Source organism: Mesomycoplasma neurolyticum, from assembly GCF_900660485.1.
GTDB lineage: Bacteria > Bacillota_I > Bacilli_A > Mycoplasmatales > Metamycoplasmataceae > Mesomycoplasma_A > Mesomycoplasma_A neurolyticum.
This window is the reverse complement of the sequence record NZ_LR214954.1, coordinates 1-18,839: the sequence shown is the minus strand read 5'-3', so window position 1 is coordinate 18,839 and position 18,839 is coordinate 1. Positions and strand designations below refer to the sequence as shown.

The following is an 18,839-nucleotide window of genomic DNA, read 5'->3' as shown; positions in this document are numbered from 1 at the left end:
TTCTTTTCCTGCAATATCAATAATATATTTAAGTTCGCTTTCTGTATTGGTGATAGGATTTTCCTTTGAAATTTTAGAAATCAAAAATGTAATTGGTCAAAATAAATAATAAAAAAAATATATAATTCATCAAGTATTTTTTAAAAAAGTTATTGGGAATTTTCTCGCAATAATTTTAGGGATAATTTCACCCAATTAAAACAATAATAGGTGTCATAATAGCTGTTTGATATAATATTTCTCAATTATTATTTAAACTTAATGAACTAACTATAGCACTCATAGTTGCAGATGCTGCAATATTAACAATATTATTAATTAACAAAATTGTTGATAAAGTGCCTGAAAATTTTTTATGCAATTTTAAAATTTTCTTTTTAACGAATTGGTGTTTATCTTTAAAATAATCTTCAAGTTTGGCTGTTTAATTGATAAAAATGATGTTTCAGAAGCTGATGATAAAGATGAAATTATCACTAATATAAATATTAATAATGATAAAATAATTAATTTCAAATCTTGCATTATGATTCACCTTCTTCAAAAAATAAACCTATTTTTGGGTCAAATTGTAACACAATATCCCCTGTTGCTCCATTTCTATGCTTAGCAATAATTAAATTGGTATCTTGAATTTCATTTTTAGGCACATCTTTTTTATAATAATTAGGTCTATGTAAAAATGCTACAATATCAGCATCTTGCTCAATAGCACCTGATTCTCTAAGATCTGACATCAATGGTCTTTTATCTTCTCTTTCTTCAACTTTTCTTGATAATTGTGATAATGCAATAACAGGGCAATTAATTTCTCTTGCCAACTGTTTTAGTTGTCTAGATATTTTAGAAACTTCTACCTGTCTATTATTGCCTGAACTTGCTAAATCAATCAGTTGTAGATAATCTACTATAATTAAATCAATTTTTTTAATTCTATTCATTAATTTTTTAGTTTTTCAAATCAACTCATGAAGTTTCAAACCTCCTGAATCATCAATAAAAAGTTTATAATTATTAATTTTTTTTTATATGCTCTGAAATATTTAGTCATTCATAACTAGTTAATAAATGAGGTTTTTTAAAAGAATTACCTTCAATACCTGTGTTAGAAGCTAAAATCCTTGTAACAAGCTGACTAGCTTGCATTTCTAAAGAAAAAAAAGCACATGTTTTATCATTTTCTACAGCATTACGCGCTAAATTAAGAGCCATTGCTGTTTTTCCCATAGAAGGTCTTGCTGCTAGAATTATTAAATCACCATTTTGTAAACCTGAAGTTATACGATCTAAACTTGGAAAACCTGTACTAATTCCTTTAAGATTTTGATCATTTTTTCTAGAAAATAAATCATTAAGAATTTCTTGTGTAATTTTTTTTATTTCTTGAAAATCTTTAATTTCAACACCCCGTGATATTTCGATTAATTTTGCTTCAAAATTATTTAAAATATTTCTGCATTAACTGTTTCATTAGTGTTGATTTCTTTACAGCAAAATCAATAGCAATTTTAGCTTTTCTTAAATTTGATTTTTCTATGAGTAAACTCATCGCTTCACGCACAGTTGAATAATATGGTGCATCTTCTAAATAAATAAGCAAATCCGATACTTCTTTTACATATGAATTTGCATTTTTTTCGTTAATTCAATTTAAAATATAATTTGATCAACAGTTTTTGAAGCAAAAAATAAATCACTCATGCTTCAAAACTATCTTATTTTTGGTCAGTAAAATCATTTTTTCAATATAAGGGATAATTTTATTATGTTCTTCTTTGTTTAATAAAATATAACTTATAATCGAGTTTTCAACATCTTCAGTTAAATATAATTTCTAGACATCTTGTTTTATAACCTTTATTCTTAAATGTGCTATAACATCTTTATGTAATTTAATGTTAAGTGATCTTAAACCAAAAGAATTAATATGAATATGTTCTTCTAGAGTATGTTTTGGAAGTTGATATTCAATTCTTCTAATTTTTTATGAATTTTTTTAGCTGTAATTGAATTATGAGGAACATCATTGTGTGCCTTTAGTTTAAATTCTATATAGTATTGTTAATTTTTCAGCTAATTGCTTCGCTTCTTCAACTTTTTGTTTAATTTTATTGTTTTCTTCTTCATTCTTTTTTCTAAAAATAAAGTTGTTGTTTTATTCACTGGGAGAGCATAGCCATTTTTAATTAAAAAGTTTTTAGCATAACCATCAGATACTTCCACAACTTGATTTAATTTATAATCTTTATTAAATTCTTTAATTATTATTACTTTCATTTTTCACACTCACTATTGCTTGTCTTATATTATCAACAAAAACCTCAAGAGTTTCACCTGAACTTTCAGCTGCTGATGCAGCGAAGTGACCACCACCACCAACTCTTTCAGCAATAATTTGAACATTAGCTGTTCCATTACTTCTTGCTGACATTTTATATTTATCTCCATTTTTTATTTTAGCTATAATAAATACAGCTTGTCTACCTTGTACATTAAGCATAAAATCTGCTGCCATAGAAATAACATCAATATCTGCTTCTTGCTTAGAATATGCCATAAGATAACCGGGTTTTACTTCTTCATGCTTATATGTTAATTCTTTAATTAAATTGAAAATTTCTTCGCTATATTTTAATGTTTCAACTGAAATTTTACTTTGTGCTCCATATGTAATTAAAAATGCTGCTGCATCAAAGTTTTAGTAGAAGTAGATTTAGAAAATTGTTTTGTATCCATATAAATACCATTTAATAACATTTGAGCTATAAAACTGTCAATAAATTTAACTTCTGATGTTGTATATAAATTTATAATATCTGTAACTATCTCTGATGTTGAAGAAGTTGTTGTATCTATATATTCATTTCCACTGGATATAAATTCAAGATTTTGATCACCAATTCTATGGTGATCAAAAATAAAGACATTTTCCGGTTTAGTTTTAGCAAAAGCATCTTCATTTTCAATTCTTTTTCTATCTGCTGTATCAACCATAATTACAATTGTATTTTCATCAGTCATTTTTTTAGCAACTGATGGTTTAATAAATATTTTATCAGGAAAGAAATTTATATTTGCTCTTATAAACATTTCAGTTGTTGTATCAAAAGTAGAATTTTGAATATAAAAATTTTTCTTTTGCTTGTACTTATATTTAGAATAATTTACTAAAAAATGACCTAGTCCATATGCAGAACCTAATGCATCTAAATCTGAAAACTTATGACCATAAATAATAATATTTTTTATTTCTGGTTTTTTAAGCCTATTTAATAAATTTTTAGAAACATAATTAAGTTCACTTCTACTAATACTTGGTTCAATTTCCATATTTGAACCATAAACAATCGGTTTATTACCATATTTAAAAACTGTAACTTGGTTACCACCTCTTGTTTTTGAAAAAAGCAAAGCATCTTTTGCAAGTTGATTTAATTTTAAAATTTCATCTGTTCCATAAGCAAATCCTATTGAAAAAGTTATGGGTTGATTCGCAACTTTGTAATTTGATAATTTAGTTTCGATTTCTTTAAAAGTGTCAAAATTTTTTGTTCTAAATTTAGCAAAATTTTCATAATTTGTTATTAGTAAAAATTTACCATTAGCATACTGTTTATATGAAAAATTCATTTTACTTGAAATTTCTTCTAACAAATTAACTGCAGTAATTTGATATTTGAAAAAATCTTCTTGAACCATAACAGTTGATAACAAATGATAATTATCAATCTCTAATTCACCTACAACTATTTTTCATTTATATAATTCTTTAAAATATTTTCAGAAATTGTAACATCACTTATTGTAATAATGTTTTTATCATTATATTTTTTGATACGATATTCAAAACCAGAATGTTTGTAGTCTCATTCATAATCTAAAATATTTAAATTGCTATTTTGCTTTTCATCATTAAATAAAAAATCAACGCTTTTCCCTATTATTTGTTCACCAAATCTTTTTTTAATAAAAGAAGAAATTCAAATTATCTTTCCATTTGCAGAATATAAAATTAAACCTAAATTATTTTCTTCCACTACATCATTTACATATTCATAAATAGATGAATTAACAACATTAGTTCTTCTTAAGTAATATTTGATAATTTTCATAAACAAATAATTAATTAAAATAAGGTTGAGTATAATAATTATTGATGAAAATCACAATGGGAATGTTATAAACTGCAAAATAATTAATGAAAGCAAAATAAAACTAGTGAAAATAACAAAAAAAATTATTACTAATTCTAAAAACTTGGGTCTAAATTTCATATTTTAAATTATAAAACAAAACAATTTTTTTCACATTAAATAAATTATAAAAATACTTTAAAAATAAAAATATTGTTTTAAAAAATATTTTTGTGTTAAAATTTAAATACTTTTAATTTTTAATAAATATATAAATTTTAATTAAAGTTAAAATTATAAATTATAGAACTAGAATTATTTAAACTTAATAAATAGAGGTGGATAATGGCAAATATAAAATCAAAGATCAAAAGAATTAAAACAAATGAAAAATCCAGAGTAAGAAATGCAGCTATTAAATCAAGATTAAGAAAAGCTATTAAAAAGCCAAATTGGCTATTGTCGCTAAACAAAGCAATGCTCAAGAATTAGTTTCAAAAGCTCACAAAGAAGTTAATACAGCTGTTTCAAAAGGTGTTTTACACAGAAATAATGGTTCAAGAAAAATTTCTAGACTTGATCTTTTTGTTAACAAAAATTTAAATCCTAGTTCTAGCAACTAATTAATAAATTTATTTTTTTATTTTAATTTATAAATGCATCATTAAATTTTATTCCCTAAATTATAATGATGCATTTTTTTAATTTAAAATATTTTATATTTAAATGTTTTAAAAATAACACAAACTAAATAAAATAATAATAATAATAATAATAATTTTTATAAATATCTTTTTACACAAACGATATTTTAAAATTTATTTTAGGTGATGGAAAACAAAATATGCAATGATGTAAACGAAATAAAGGTATTTATGACATATATTCTTCTAAAACCATTGACGAAAAACCAATAACTAAAATTAATGAATATGATTTTGAAGATTATTATATAACAATTGCTGGTAGTGGAGCTAATTGTGGAAAATTTTTTTATAGAAAAGGCAAATTTTCTATAATGCAAAGTGTTTGATTAATAGTAAACAATCAAACATTATCACTAACAAATATCTTTATTTTTTACTTGGAAATAAAAAAAGATGAGCGTTTTGGTAAGAGAATAAGTGCATAACCTAACATAAATAAAAATGATCTAATAGATTTTAAAGTGAAAATCCCATTATTAAATATTCAAAATTCAATATAGATATTATTAAATTTTAGGTTTCAAGTAGTGGAATTTTGATATTGATTTTTTTTTATTTTCTTCAGTATTAATACCTTTAAAGTTTTTTATCATTAATTTAATAAGTTTGATTGTTTTCATTTGTTTTCTCCTTGAATGTTGGTTTTTTAGTTTGGTGTTCTAAGATGGTGTTTCGGTACTTTTGTTATATGAAGAGAGTAGTCTATAAAAATTTATATTAAATCATGAATGTCTACATTAAAGTAAACTATAGTGGACAGTAAAAAAATGCTTACAAATTACAAAATAAATTAAATATAACTCTAAGAAGAAAGGCCTGAATAATTGATTTTTTTTATAAACTACTCTCTTCATATAACAAAAGGTTTAGTTTTAATTGAATAATAATAGTATCTGTTCTAATTGTTTTGCTCTTGTATCATATAACTTTTTCTATAGAAGTTTATTAATAAATTTAAATCAGTACTATTATTATGATAACTATCTAAATAACCTTTTCTTTTAGCAATAAACTTATCACCTTCTCTTGTAACTACTTGATATGCTAAAGACCAAAAGTAGGTATTATTTTCATTTTCAAACAACTCAATATCGAATACAAAGAAATTATTTTCAAAATGACTAACATTTATGATTATTTCTCTTTAAATTTATATGTTATTTTATCTCATGATTCACCCATAGTGTAACGATAATTCTCAACATCATCATACCTAATTATATGATTTTTTTGTTCTAACTTTACTCGATTCATAATCACAGTTCTACTCATAATTCTTTTTTCTGTCACTTCAAGTTTAAAGTTTCTTAATTTACTATTAGTTTTGAGAATCTCTTGTGATTTTTTGTTAAGAAATAGTGCTGTTAAAATACTTGCATACACAAACGCTTCTCTAACATATAGAACTTTTGCTTGGTAGATTTTGTAAATAATTTTTACAGGTTCGAATAATGGGATGTAATCAATCTTTTTATCTTTTGTTTTGTAACCATACTTAGATTTGATATCACTTCTTGTAACAATGTATAACTTATTATTAACCCTATTGTATCAATAACTAGCAATCTTTATATTTTCGTAGACATTAATTACTCTTTTTAAAAAGTAGGTTTCATTTAAATTGTTCATAAATAACTTTGATTTAGTTTTGTTATATTTTATATCTTTAAATATTTCTGGATGCTTTTCTAATAACTTATCTAACTCTTTGTTACTATCTATTTCTATTATTGTTCGATCATCTTCTGCTATGTAAAGGGTGTATTCCCTTCCTTTTTTTACTTCATTAAACATATTTTTTATAATTTTAAACATGTTCTTTTCTTCAGTAGGTCTCTTTTTTATTGATAACTCTTTATATAATTTCATTTTTTCGTCTCCTTGAATATTGGTTTTGTAGTTTGGTGTTCTGATATGGTGTATTGATGCTTTTGTTATATGAAGAGAGTAGTCTATAGATTTTATTAATTTGTGAATGTCTACCCTAAGGTAAACTTAAAAGAGTGATTAAAAAACTTAAACTATGGATCATTAATAAAAAAAAATAGAAAGGAGGCTTTAAACAATTTAAAAATTAGAACAATTAATCAAAGATTTAAAAACATTAAAAGGCACAAACTTAATCCAAATTTCTCACATATTGGAAAACTTTACTATTAACATAGAAGAGTTAAGAAGTAAGGGAATAGATGTTCTAGACTCTGAAGACTTGGACTATTTAGAAAATAAAACAGTTAACCAATTACTTGGGGAAGTTTCTACCTTTGAGGGAATTAATAACTTTTTTGAAGTGATCCACTTCTTACAAAGAGCTGAGGAGAGCACCCCCCCGTGTTTGGCATCTTTTCATGGGGACAATTTGAGCCAATGAGTGGCCAAGAAGTTGCCGAATTAATAAATGATAACCCCGATTGTTTCACTCCTAAAAATTTAGAGAATTAAAAAGTCATTAAGACATACCACTAGTCCCGAATATAGCAATAAGCGATAAAAAATGCTTAAATAATTGATTTTTTATAGACTACTCTCTTCATATAACAAAAGGTTTAATTTTAATTAAATAATAAGAAATAAGTTTTATTTTTCTTTTTCTTGCTCATTAGCAAATTTAATTGCTTTTTTAATAGATTTTTTAACATCAGGAATTAAATTAGTGAACTCATTAAATAAAATTTCTAATTCATTTTCAATTTCTAAAATTTCTGCTTTTAGTTGTTCTTTATCCACTTCTTCTTCTAGTAAATCAATGTATCTTCCAGGTACAAGTGAATAATCATTTTCTTTAATTTCATTTAATGAAACTCTTTTTGCAAAACCTTTGATACTAAAATCTTTATTTAACTTAGCATCATTATAAGCAGAAACTATTTCATTAATATTTTCTGTGTTAAACACTCTAAGTTTTTTAGTAGCTAATTCTCCTAAATTTTCAGCATTAATAAAGATAACATCGTCATTTAATTTGTTATTATTAAAAATTCAGATTGTGGCAGGAATAGTTGTTGTATAAAATAATTTAACTGGTAAAGAAATTATTGCTTCTATTTTATTTTCTTCAAGCATTTTTTTTCTAATGCTTAGCTCTTCTTTTTGCGAAGAAGAAAGTGCACCATTAGCAAGAATAACAGCTGCTCTACCATTTTTATTTAATTTATATAAAATATGTGATAATCAAGCATAATTAGCATTCGTTGCAGGCGGTAGTCCTCATTTGTATCTTGGATCATCTGAAGCATTTTCATTTTCTCATATTTCAAGATTAAATGGTGGATTTGCTAATACAATATCAAATTGTTCAAAACCACTTAAGTCTTCTTTGAAAGTGCTTTCTGCTTTGGAACCAAGATATGTATCATCAGGATCAAAACCATTTAAAATTAAGTTAATTTTTGCTAATTTTCATGTTGTAGATGAAAATTCTTGACCATATACTCTCATTTGGGTTATATCTTTTTTATGTTTTTCTAAATATTTTTTAGCTTGAACAAACATTCCACCTGTTCCACAAGCTGGATCATAAATTTTACTATCGCTGTCTGGAGCTAAAATAGCAACCATAAGTTCTACAATTGATTGTGGTGTGTAAAATTCTGCACCATTTTGACCTTGTTTTCTAAAAAAGTTTCCTAAAAAATATTCATATAGTCCACCTATAAAATCTTCTTTAAGTTCAGAAAAATTAATGTCAGAAAACTGTTTAATTACTTTACTTAATTTTTGTTTGTCTAAATCTTCACGACTAAAATTTTTTTCAAATAAACCTTTTAATGAATTGTTTTGTTCTTCTAGCGCTAATAAAGCCTCATCGATTTTTATCCCAATTTCTTCTTTACTTATATATTTTTGAATATTTGATCAGCTGGCACTTTCTGGCACAATAAATTGAACATCATACCTTTTAAGTAAATTTAAATCTTTTTTTGCTAATAATCATTTTCTTTCACCATCATTCAAATATTTTTTTCTAATTTGTTCTCCTGCTTTTTCATATTTATCAGACATTGCTTTTAAAAATATAATAGCAATAATAATGTGCATATATTGTTCAGAAGAAACCTTCCCTTTCATTTCATCACATGATTTTCATAATTTTTCTTTGATTGAATCAATATAATTGATTTCGATATTTTGTTTGGACATTTTTTTACCTCTTTTTTTTTTTTTTGAATTTAATATATAAATTCTTATATATAATTTTTAATTAAATAGCTAAATAATTATTTAAAATTGCATTTATTTTTAGATGCAATAATATTATAACATGAATTATGAGTTTTTTTACAAAATTTTTATTTTTTATTAAAAATTTCTTTTTCGTGATTTTGAAAAGTATTTTTTTGTTTCTTTAATTAATATCTTTTATTGAATTTTGTGTTTTTAAAGGAGGAATTTTTACACTATATAATATAATAAATCATTATTGCTTAAGAAACTTTGAGCAGGACCTTTAGCGATTGTGTTTAAATTTAATTGCTCATTTTTAATAAATAAAATAAAAATTTTGTATCTACAATATTATTATCAAGTTTTAAAACAAAAGAGTTACTTGTAGTAGAAAATTTCTCATTTACATAAATAACTGTTCCAGCATATGGACCATGACTTGTAATTAATATATATTCATTATCAAAAATAAAAGTATTAAGTTTACCAAAAATACCATTATTTTTTGTTTTTGATGAATAAACATTAAATTCACCATTTTCTAGTGTTTCATTTTGTTTTATATTTTTACCTTTTAAAAATTTAACAATTTTATTCAATTCATAAATTGCTATTTACATACAAAAAAACATACAAAAACCCAACGCATTTATTTTTTAAAATGTGTTGGGTTTTATTTATAAATGGCAATTTATAAACTTGGGGAAATTTCTAATGTAATTTCTGGTAGAGGACCTAATGGAGTAAAAAATATTGAAGCTTTTAAAAGTGAATATGGTGGAGTCAATTGACTTTTAGTTAAAAATTTAAAAAGTAATCAAATTCAAGGTGAAATTGGAAAATATAATTTTGATCCTTTAAAACACAAATTAATAAAATTGAATAAAAATGAAATGGTTTATTCTATGTACGCTACACCTGGAATTGTTGCAATTAACTTTGAAAATAATGATTTATATATTAATCAGTCTTTTTGCAAAATCATTCCAAACCCACATATTGTAATTCAAAAATATTTATATTTTTATTTAATAAAAAATAAAAATAATTTTTTAAAATTTTCTTCAGGAACTACACAAAAAAATTTAAATTTAAGTTTAGTAAAGAAATTTAACATTAATATTCCACCTTTAGAAATCCAAAATTCAATAATATCTATTATTGAATTTTGGGTTTTCAAATCAGGAATAATAGCTTCTAAGTTATTAATATCTTTTGCATAAATATGTTTGATTACACTGCCATCACCTATTTGTTTTAGTCTTTTTTCTTTTGTTTTTAAAAGAAAAAATAAATATTTTTCGCTTATAATGCTTAAATCTTTTGGTTTAACTAAAAATGCGCCTGTATTAATAGAAAATGGTTTATCTTGTCAAAAAACATTTCCAATACTACCATCTTTAGAAATTGTAATTCCTTTTTCATACATAAATGTATTTATATAACCGAAAATTCCATTATTAAATGAACTACTAGATACAACACCAAATTCACCATTATTTACATCTACATATTTTTTTGTAAGTTTGCTATTACCTGAAATTACTTGAATTATTTCACCAAGTTTATAAATTGCCATTTATGAACTCCTTTCTTTAATTTTTTTAAATATAATTTGATTATTAATCAAAATTATTTTCTGTATTTTATTTTGTATATTTGTTAATATTTTTATTAATTTTTCAAGTTTATTTATAATTAATATCATTTTTTGTTGATTTGCTAATGTTGGAAGTGAAAGTGTTAAATTTAAAATTGTTAAAAAATTTATTCCGCCCAATAATGTTGATGTTTTATTTTTTTGTTTTCAATTTAATCAAAAATTTGAATAATTAAAATATTTAAAAAAGTCTTTTTGAATTTTAGTTTCATCAATATTTAATTTTACTAATGAGCTATCAAAAACAGCTGAGTTTTCTTCATAAATATTTTGAATTCCAAAACTAGGTTCTGGGAATCTAGTAAAGAAAACATCATTTTTGTTAGCAAAAAAACTTTCTAATTTTTCATCATAAAATGTCATTTTGTCATTTAAATTATTATTTTTGAAACTCTTGTAAGTTAAAATATATAAATTATTTTTTTTATCATCTGACTCAAAGTTAATTTTACCCATTTTATATGGTTTTTGTTTATCTAATAAATCAGATAATAAATAATTTTGTTTATTACTTTTATTCATAACATAATTAAGTGTTTTAACTAATAAATTATTAATTTGAAATATAGGATTTTCAAAAAATTTTTCAAAAAATACAAGACTTTCGTTTGTTTTTTTTCAATTTTGAACAATTTCTTTTTGAATACTTAATTCAGGAATACTTAACTTTAAGCTTTTTAATTTTTTCAAACTTAAACGTTTGATTAAATCTCCCTCAATTGCATATTGACTAATTTTAGCATTTAGTGATTTTAATAGTAAATATAAAAAATCTAAAATTACAATATTTTTATTTGGTTTTACAATAATTAAGTGTGATGTAGCACTAAATTTATATTTCCTTAATGTTATAAAAATATTATCTTCAATCCCTAATCTTGGCAATGTAATACAATTTTGAAAATTAAATGTCTCAACTTTTCCAATAATCCCATCATTTTTGGAAGTAGATGAAATTAGAGGGTATTCGCCTTTGCTTTCTGTTGGTTTTTTTAAAATTTTACCAAGATAAAATTTAGCTATTTCTTCTAATTTGAAAATATTAGTATTTTGAATTTGTTTCATATTACTTTTCCTTATTGATTTTAATTTTTGTAGTTATAAAATATTTTTTTGCTTTTGTTTTATGGAAAGACTGTTGCTAATTAAATAAATAATAATGAATTGATTCTATTTTTCTTTTTCTTGCTCATCAGCAAATTTAATAGCTTGTTCAATAGATTTTTCAACATCAGGAATTAAATCAGTGAATTCTTTAAATAAAATTTTGAGTTCATTTTGAATTTCTAGAATCTCTGCTTTTAGTTGTTCTTTATCCACTTCTTCTTCTAGTAAATCAATGTATCTTCCAGGTACAAGTGAATAATCATTTTCTTTAATTTCATTTAATGAAACTCTTTTTGCAAAACCTTTGATACTAAAATCTTTATTTAACTTAGCATCATTATAAGCAGAAACTATTTCATTAATATTTTCTGTGTTAAACACTCTAAGTTTTTTAGTAGCTAATTCTCCTAAATTTTCAGCATTAATAAAAATAACATCGTCATTCAATTTGTTATTATTAAAAATTCAGATTGTGGCAGGAATGCCAGTTGTGTAAAATAATTTATCTGGTAAAGAAATTATTGCTTCTATTTTATTTTCTTCAAGCATTTTTTTTCTAATGCTTAGCTCTTCTTTTTGTGAAGAAGAAAGTGCACCATTAGCAAGAATAACAGCTGCTCTACCATTTTCATTTAATTTATATAAAATATGGGATAATCAAGCATAATTAGCATTTTTTGTAGGTGGTAGTCCTCATTTGTATCTTGGATCATCTGAAGCATTTTCATTTTCTCATATTTTAAGATTAAATGGTGGATTTGCTAATACAATATCAAATTGTTCAAAACCACTTAAGTCTTCTTTGAAAGTGCTTTCTGCTTTTGAACCAAGATGTGTATCATCAGGATCAAAACCATTTAAAATTAAGTTAATTTTTGCTAATTTTCATGTTGTAGATGAAAATTCTTGACCATATACTCTCATTTGAGTTATATCTTTTTTATGTTTTTCTAAATATTTTTTAGCTTGAACAAACATTCCACCTGTTCCACAAGCTGGATCATAAATTTTACTATCGCTGTCTGGAGCTAAAAGAGCAACCATAAGTTCCACAATGGATTGTGGTGTGTAAAATTCTCCACCATTTTGACCTTGTTTTCTAAAAAAGTTTCCTAAAAAATATTCATATAGTCTACCTATAAAATCTTCTTTAAGTTCAGAAAAATTAATGTCAGAAAACTGTTTAATTACTTTACTTAATCTTTGTTTGTCTAAATCTTCACGACTAAAATTTTTTTCAAATAAACCTTTTAATGAATTGTTTTGTTCTTCTAGTGCTAATAAAGCCTCATCGATTTTTATTCCAATTTCTTCTTTACTTATATATTTTTGAATATTTGATCAGCTGGCACTTTCTGGCACAATAAATTGAACATCATACCTTTTAAGTAAATTTAAATCTTTTTTTGCTAATAATCATTTTCTTTCGCCATCATTCAAATATTTTTTTCTAATTTGTTCTCCTGCTTTTTCATATTTATCAGACATTGCTTTTAAAAATATAATAGCAATAATAATGTGCATATATTGTTCAGAAGGAACATTCCCTCTCATTTCATCACATGATTTTCATAATTTTTCTTTGATTGAATCAATATAATTGATTTCGATATTTTGTTTGGACATTTTTTTACCTCTTTTTTTTTTTTTTTGAATTTAATATATAAATTCTTATATATAATGTTTAATTAAATAGCTAAATAATTATTTAAAATTGCATTTATTTTTAGATGCAATAATATTATAACATGAATTATGAGTTTTTTTACAAAATTTTTATTTTTTTTATTTTATTAGTTTTTCAAATATGTTGTTTTAAATAATAAAAATATTAAATGTAATAAATCAATATAAAAAAATGAAACATAACAAATTAAAAAAATTAAAATATTAGCTATATTTAAACAAAATGAAATTAAGTAAATAGATTATTTTTAACAAAAAAAACAAAACACTAATATTAAATGCTGTTAAATGCTGTGTTTTGTTTTTTTAAGATTTAATATAAATTTAAAAAATAAATTAAATGTTTTTATTTAAATAAACCAAAAAATATATAAAAATTGTTAAATTAAAAAATTTTATGTAAAGTGAGTATTTGTGTTTTAACAATTAGTTGAAAAATAAACAAAATTTAAAAAAATTATAATTAAAAGCGTTTTGAAAAAAATATAATAAAATTTTTTTAAATTATTTAATGTAATAAACTATTTTTGCAAAGATATGATTTGTTAATTTTGTAATTAGTTTTTGTTTTAAAACAAATATTAATGTTTAAAGTTATACCTTATATTATTTATTATTTAATTTGAAAGTTATAATTAAATTACCATTTGTAAATATTGGAACTTTTTGAATTAAAATTTTTATATTATCCAAAATTTCGTTTGTGGAAATTTGTGTATTAATATAAACATCACCAATAACTCTGCCATCATTTTCTAACCCTCTTTCATTTGAAATGAAAGGCAATCCAAAACTAAAAATAGCTTGATTTACAAATTCATACAATTTTTTAATAATATTAGTTAAAATCTCCATTCAATGATTAATTTGTTTTTCTTCACCAAACAAAGAGTATTGAATTGGAATCTTATCATTTGTATCATATATATTGTCAACTGATAAAGTAGTATACATTGTATTATCAATAATTTTAAATTCATTATCATTTATATTTTGAATTTTTGGAATTAAATTAACTAATTCATCAAAATCATGTTTAATTTCTAATTTAAAAAAATCAGCTAACAATTCAGTTCTTTCTTTTATTTCTGATTCTTTTCAATTTATAGCATTCAAAATAGTACTATTAGTTTTTGAATATTCAAAATTGTCAAGAAGCAATATTTTATCTTTTAATAAATTTGATATGGAATCATTTTTTTCATTTTTAGTTGGTTGTGATCGAAGCATTGCTCAATTACCAATTAAACCAAAGTAATTTTCATTTAAATATGTATATTCTAAACCCAATGCATCTTTTCAATTAGTAGCTAAAATAGGATATATTAATTTTTTGTATGCTTTATTTTTGATGCTTAGACGAGTGCTGTCTTCTGCTCAGTTTGCAAAACCTTTTTCTGCTATATTTAAAATTGTATAACCTAAATAATCTTTATTTTTTAAACCTAATAATTGTTTATCTATGAGCGCATTATGTACATCTTGAGGTGTTGGCATTTTATATGTAGGATATGAATGAAGCGTTTTAACAAATTCCATTAAAGATAATAAATAATTTTCATTATTTTTTATTTTATTTTTAAATGCTTTTTCATGAAATTGTATAAATATTTCATTATAAGTTGCATTGACTTTTGCAATAGATTGTCTAACGAAATAATTAATGAAAAATTTTAATGTATTTACCAATACTTTTTCATCTATTATTTTATTTTTATAATCATCTAATATTCAATAAAATAATGGATAAGAATCATCTGGGGCAAAAACATTAATTTTATTAAGTAAATTATTAACTACTGGTGAAAAAATATCATGCCTTTTTTTTATTGCATAAAAATATTGTGAAAACTTATACAAATCTTGCAAAACATCTAATTTTGTTTTATTTTCCAAATATCTTTTAAAAATTTTATATCAATTTTTTTTATTTTTTCCCTTTCTTTTTTCTTCATGTTTTAGTGTTCCGGCAAAATACAAAAAAGATTTTATATATTCATCAAATAATTCATCTTTTTTTAATAATTCTTCCATTGGTACTCAATAATCATTATATGCTTTTTCATTTGCCTCGTCAGCACCAAGTAATAATGAATTCCTAATTAAATCTGACAACATTAATTCTTTACCTGTAGAATTAATTCTTTCAAAAATTTCTTGTGGGTCATCATTTTTATTATCTAGCATAATAAAAACAATAGTAAGTTTTTTAATAGAATTAAAAATAATTGTTGCTAATTCAGAATATGAATAAAATTCTAACTTTTTTTTGAATAAATACATAAAATGATTGTAATTTTTTCAAATATTTGAATCTAAATCTCTTTCTGATAATTTGTTAGTCATTAAATAAATTAATTGCTTATTATCGCTAGAAATAGGTTTTAATTTCAATTTATTTTGCAAATGAATTTCATCAAAAGTTGAAAAGTTAAAAAGCAATTCTTCAATTTGTTGCATTTGATTCTTAGATTCAAAGTCATTACCATTATCCAATGTATCATATAGAGCTTTTAACAACAGATAAATCGTGGTTAATCTTTGTTGACCATCTACAATAGAAAAGACTCTTAAGTTATTTATTTTTTCATCTTCAACCAAAACAATCGAACCTAAAAAATGTTGTTTATTTTTTTCTTCAGTTTCAAAGACATCGTCAAATAATTCTTCACAGTGTTCTTTTTGTCAATCATAATTTCTTTGATAAACAGGAATGATATATTGAATATTGTTTTTAAATAATAATTCAGCTATGTTATTTTTTACTATTTCCATAATTTTAAATTATAAAATAAAAAGCATTATTTTTTCATAAAAATAAAACTTTAATTCAAAAACAAAATACATTATTGTTAGAAAGTGTCTAAATAAAATATTATTAATATTTATGACTAAAATTGTATAAAAATAACTTAATATTTTTTTGTTTTTATATTTTTTGATTAATGCAAAAAAATCGGTATCTTGTTTTAAAAACTTTTTTTACTATTGATAATTTTAATTTTTTTTATATATTTGCTTAAAAATTTATTATCAAAAATAAATTCTGAAGAATAATAAAGGTCAACAATTTTTTTTAATTCTTCAAATATTAATTTAGTAAGTTTTTTTGAATAATCCATTTTTTTAGCATTCATAAAAAATTCATTTTTATCAATAATATTTATTTCTTTACCATGATATACTTTTATATCAAGATCAAAATCAATATATTTAATTGTGTCGTCTTCCATAAAAAAAGGTGAAGCCAAATTTACATAAATATAATTCTTATTCCCTTCTATTGTGACTATTGCATTAAAAAAATTATATTTATGAAAAAACCACAATGTATTACTTTTAATATTTCAACGATGTGTTTTTTTCTCTTGAACTCTTGTTTTTTTATTCATGTAAGCAACTAAATAGTTTTTCTTATCATCAATTATTCTAACACCATTTCATTGTCTATACAATTTACCATTATACTTATAAGCTTGAACATTAAAATATTTCTCCAATTTATGCGTTTCCATGTTTCCCCTTTTTTTTAACTATTTTAAACCATTTTTTATTTTCAAAATTATTAATAATAATAAATTGATGATCGTATGACAAATTATCAAAAAACTTCTCTTTGAAGAAATAGTTTTATTATTAAATGTAAAATTATTAGCAACTACTAATTCATTTGGTTCAATTTTACCATTATTATTTTTATCTTTTCAAAACTTTGGAAAAAATTGTTCATTTATTTCTTCTATATTAAAAAAATCTGATGTATAAACGTAATAATCATTTGATAACAAGTTATAACTTGCTGAATCAAAACTTTTTTTAGCTTTGTAAATTTCTTTATTTTGATAATTTAAATTTACTTTTATGTTTTCATTATTTTTATTTTGTAAAATTAAAAAATCATATTTTTCTTTGTTTATCCAACAAATGAATAATTAGAAAATTTCTTGTATTTTTAATCTTTGAATCGTTTGTTAAATATGTTTCATCTTTGTAAAAAACAGCACTTATATTTAACCCGTAATTAAATTGTTTTAATAATAAATTATATAATAACTCAATTTGATTATCAAGTTCTAGAATAAAATCATCATTATTTAAAATTTTACCGCTAAAAGCTGTTGTATTTACAAAAAGATTTTCAATAAAAAAAATTATCATTTTTTTATTATTTTTTGCAGTTCTAGACCATTCATTTAAAAAGAATTTTGATCATAATTAATGGTATTTTTATTAGGAAGATAAAAATGTTTAAAAATTTCAATAGCTATTATTTCTTCTAAAGAATAGTAATAATTAATTAAAAAATCAAGTGTTTCATTTTTTGAGTTAATAAACCATTTTTAGCATAAACACTAAACATTTTATTTTTTTGGTCTAAAAAATAATTGTTTGTCAATTCTTTTTGCATATTTAATTTTGCAATCTCATTTGCTGTTTTAAAATTAAAAAAATTATTTTTTTCTACAAAAGATAGATTTGGCTTAAAAATTAATAAATTTATCATTTGTATAATTCAAATATTTAAAAAAATTTTGCACAAATTTTTTTAAATATTGTTTATTTGAGAATTTTATAACATTGTTCTTTTATTTCCTCTTATTAGAAAGATAAACACTATCTAAATAATGTATGTATTCATGATAAATTAATTGTGTAAGAATTTCAATTTTATCATTAATTTTTTTTATATTTCGATATTTATCTGTATTAATGAAAATTTGTTGAGTATTTGAGATAAATTTTCCTTCATTGTTTAAATTATTCTTTTTTGAAAAAACAATATATCTTGATCAATAATAATATTTTTTAAAAAATTTATTTCAGGACCAAAAAATAATTTATTTTCAATATTTTGAATTAAAATATTAAGCTCATTTTCATTTAAAAAAAAATTATTATTTTTTTGAATATTGAATAATAGAAAAATTATATTTTTGAGATTTAATTTCTATTTTTTTTTTGTTTAATTTCATAACATGAAACAGCAAAAAATGTTGGTATTAAAACAAAACCAAAAAAATAAAAAAATTTATTAAAAAAGTAATATTTTTTCATAATATCCTTATTAATTTTAATACATTTTAAAACAAAATAGTATTATAATTGTTATCATGAGATTAAAAAATAATCCGCTTGCAATGAAAAATTTAGAAAATAGTGTTTTTTAATTAATGATTTTCCATATTCAATTAACACTAATACTATTTTAGAGTTGGGCATGGGCAAAGGAGAAATGATAACAGAATTAGCATTCCAAAACCCTAATGTTAATTATGTAGGTATTGAAAAATACGCAACAGCTGCTGAAAAAGCGGCTAAAAAAGCAAAAAAATTAAATTTACAAAATTTTAAAATTATTGTGTGTGATATAAAAGATCTTTT

At 22.2% G+C, this 18,839-nt stretch carries 22 protein-coding genes and 2 pseudogenes; 4 read left to right on the top strand and 20 right to left on the bottom strand.

The features are described from left to right. Positions 1 to 175: 175 nt before the first annotated feature. The 9 genes from EXC65_RS04420 to EXC65_RS04385 all read right to left on the bottom strand — a co-directional run bounded on the left by EXC65_RS04420 (position 176) and on the right by EXC65_RS04385 (position 4,112). Positions 176 to 361 (bottom strand): CNNM domain-containing protein, encoded by a 186-nt coding sequence (locus EXC65_RS04420; protein WP_165001366.1) that lies wholly within the window; start codon positions 359 to 361, stop codon positions 176 to 178. 2 nt (positions 362 to 363) lie between these two features. Then, the gene (locus EXC65_RS04510; protein ID WP_165001365.1) at positions 364 to 525 is read right to left on the bottom strand and encodes a hypothetical protein; all 162 of its coding nucleotides are present in this window, start codon (positions 523 to 525) and stop codon (positions 364 to 366) included. Continuing rightward, on the bottom strand, positions 525 to 980 hold the full coding sequence (locus EXC65_RS04700; RefSeq protein WP_129720264.1) for a DnaB-like helicase C-terminal domain-containing protein: 456 nt from the start codon (positions 978 to 980) through the stop codon (positions 525 to 527). The genes EXC65_RS04510 and EXC65_RS04700 overlap by 1 nt, the downstream gene beginning before the upstream one ends. A 34-nt stretch (positions 981 to 1,014) precedes the next feature. Further along, positions 1,015 to 1,311: a DnaB-like helicase C-terminal domain-containing protein gene (locus tag EXC65_RS04695; RefSeq protein WP_276310805.1), complete on the bottom strand. Its 297-nt coding sequence runs from the start codon at positions 1,309 to 1,311 to the stop codon at positions 1,015 to 1,017. Positions 1,312 to 1,438: 127 nt separating this feature from the next. Then, positions 1,439 to 1,738, bottom strand: coding sequence for a hypothetical protein (locus EXC65_RS04405; RefSeq protein WP_129720262.1), 300 nt, complete (start codon positions 1,736 to 1,738; stop codon positions 1,439 to 1,441). Between the two features lie 335 nt (positions 1,739 to 2,073). After that, a complete protein-coding gene (locus EXC65_RS04400; protein WP_129720261.1) occupies positions 2,074 to 2,277 on the bottom strand; it encodes a bL9 family ribosomal protein in 204 nt (67 codons plus the stop codon). Continuing rightward, complete coding sequence (locus EXC65_RS04395; protein ID WP_129720260.1) at positions 2,258 to 2,557, bottom strand: DHHA1 domain-containing protein; 300 nt, start codon at positions 2,555 to 2,557, stop codon at positions 2,258 to 2,260. The genes EXC65_RS04400 and EXC65_RS04395 overlap by 20 nt, the downstream gene beginning before the upstream one ends. Before the next feature lie 116 nt (positions 2,558 to 2,673). Further along, positions 2,674 to 3,729, bottom strand: a complete 1,056-nt coding sequence (locus EXC65_RS04390) for a DHH family phosphoesterase (RefSeq protein ID WP_456299293.1) — start codon at positions 3,727 to 3,729, stop codon at positions 2,674 to 2,676. Between the two features lie 17 nt (positions 3,730 to 3,746). Continuing rightward, complete coding sequence (locus tag EXC65_RS04385) at positions 3,747 to 4,112, bottom strand: hypothetical protein (protein ID WP_129720258.1); 366 nt, start codon at positions 4,110 to 4,112, stop codon at positions 3,747 to 3,749. A gap of 366 nt (positions 4,113 to 4,478) precedes the next feature. Here EXC65_RS04385 and rpsT point away from each other — a divergent pair. Further along, positions 4,479 to 4,756: pseudogene (gene rpsT, locus EXC65_RS04380) on the top strand (30S ribosomal protein S20). A 221-nt stretch (positions 4,757 to 4,977) separates the two neighbouring features. Beyond that, positions 4,978 to 5,265, top strand: coding sequence for a restriction endonuclease subunit S (locus tag EXC65_RS04375; RefSeq protein ID WP_129720257.1), 288 nt, complete (start codon positions 4,978 to 4,980; stop codon positions 5,263 to 5,265). A gap of 709 nt (positions 5,266 to 5,974) precedes the next feature. On the opposite strand, the gene EXC65_RS04370 is transcribed toward EXC65_RS04375, so the two are convergent. The 3 genes from EXC65_RS04370 to EXC65_RS04360 all read right to left on the bottom strand — a co-directional run bounded on the left by EXC65_RS04370 (position 5,975) and on the right by EXC65_RS04360 (position 9,603). Next, positions 5,975 to 6,709, bottom strand: coding sequence for a hypothetical protein (locus tag EXC65_RS04370; RefSeq protein ID WP_129720140.1), 735 nt, complete (start codon positions 6,707 to 6,709; stop codon positions 5,975 to 5,977). A gap of 708 nt (positions 6,710 to 7,417) precedes the next feature. Continuing rightward, positions 7,418 to 8,980, bottom strand: a complete 1,563-nt coding sequence (locus EXC65_RS04365; RefSeq protein ID WP_129720139.1) for a type I restriction-modification system subunit M — start codon at positions 8,978 to 8,980, stop codon at positions 7,418 to 7,420. Positions 8,981 to 9,306: 326 nt separating this feature from the next. Then, positions 9,307 to 9,603 carry a restriction endonuclease subunit S gene (locus tag EXC65_RS04360; protein WP_165001349.1) on the bottom strand — a complete coding sequence of 99 codons (297 nt, stop codon included), beginning with the start codon at positions 9,601 to 9,603 and terminating at the stop codon, positions 9,307 to 9,309. Between the two features lie 84 nt (positions 9,604 to 9,687). Here EXC65_RS04360 and EXC65_RS04645 point away from each other — a divergent pair. Then, positions 9,688 to 10,110 (top strand): annotated as a pseudogene (locus EXC65_RS04645) (restriction endonuclease subunit S); the annotation flags it as partial. Here EXC65_RS04645 and EXC65_RS04350 read toward each other — a convergent pair. The 8 genes from EXC65_RS04350 to EXC65_RS04315 all read right to left on the bottom strand — a co-directional run bounded on the left by EXC65_RS04350 (position 10,029) and on the right by EXC65_RS04315 (position 17,961). Beyond that, positions 10,029 to 10,583, bottom strand: coding sequence for a restriction endonuclease subunit S (locus tag EXC65_RS04350; RefSeq protein ID WP_129720137.1), 555 nt, complete (start codon positions 10,581 to 10,583; stop codon positions 10,029 to 10,031). The pseudogene EXC65_RS04645 and the gene EXC65_RS04350 sit on opposite strands and share 82 nt — an antisense overlap. Then, positions 10,584 to 11,729, bottom strand: a complete 1,146-nt coding sequence (locus EXC65_RS04345; RefSeq protein WP_129719499.1) for a restriction endonuclease subunit S — start codon at positions 11,727 to 11,729, stop codon at positions 10,584 to 10,586. A gap of 105 nt (positions 11,730 to 11,834) precedes the next feature. Next, positions 11,835 to 13,397, bottom strand: coding sequence for a type I restriction-modification system subunit M (locus EXC65_RS04340; RefSeq protein WP_129719500.1), 1,563 nt, complete (start codon positions 13,395 to 13,397; stop codon positions 11,835 to 11,837). A gap of 666 nt (positions 13,398 to 14,063) precedes the next feature. Beyond that, entirely contained in the window at positions 14,064 to 16,232 is a 2,169-nt protein-coding gene (locus EXC65_RS04335; RefSeq protein WP_129720135.1) for a DUF262 domain-containing protein, read from the bottom strand. Between the two features lie 194 nt (positions 16,233 to 16,426). Continuing rightward, complete coding sequence (locus tag EXC65_RS04330) at positions 16,427 to 16,972, bottom strand: DUF402 domain-containing protein (RefSeq protein WP_129720134.1); 546 nt, start codon at positions 16,970 to 16,972, stop codon at positions 16,427 to 16,429. A gap of 18 nt (positions 16,973 to 16,990) precedes the next feature. Beyond that, positions 16,991 to 17,245, bottom strand: a complete 255-nt coding sequence (locus tag EXC65_RS04325; RefSeq protein WP_129720256.1) for a hypothetical protein — start codon at positions 17,243 to 17,245, stop codon at positions 16,991 to 16,993. An 88-nt stretch (positions 17,246 to 17,333) separates the two neighbouring features. Next, positions 17,334 to 17,615 (bottom strand): hypothetical protein, encoded by a 282-nt coding sequence (locus EXC65_RS04320; protein ID WP_129720255.1) that lies wholly within the window; start codon positions 17,613 to 17,615, stop codon positions 17,334 to 17,336. Between the two features lie 139 nt (positions 17,616 to 17,754). Next, positions 17,755 to 17,961, bottom strand: a complete 207-nt coding sequence (locus tag EXC65_RS04315) for a hypothetical protein (RefSeq protein ID WP_129720254.1) — start codon at positions 17,959 to 17,961, stop codon at positions 17,755 to 17,757. A 660-nt stretch (positions 17,962 to 18,621) separates the two neighbouring features. Between EXC65_RS04315 and EXC65_RS04770 the strand changes: the two genes are divergently transcribed. Next, positions 18,622 to 18,839, top strand: a 218-nt coding sequence (locus tag EXC65_RS04770) for a methyltransferase domain-containing protein (RefSeq protein ID WP_408631347.1), incomplete at its 3' end; no start/stop codon positions are given.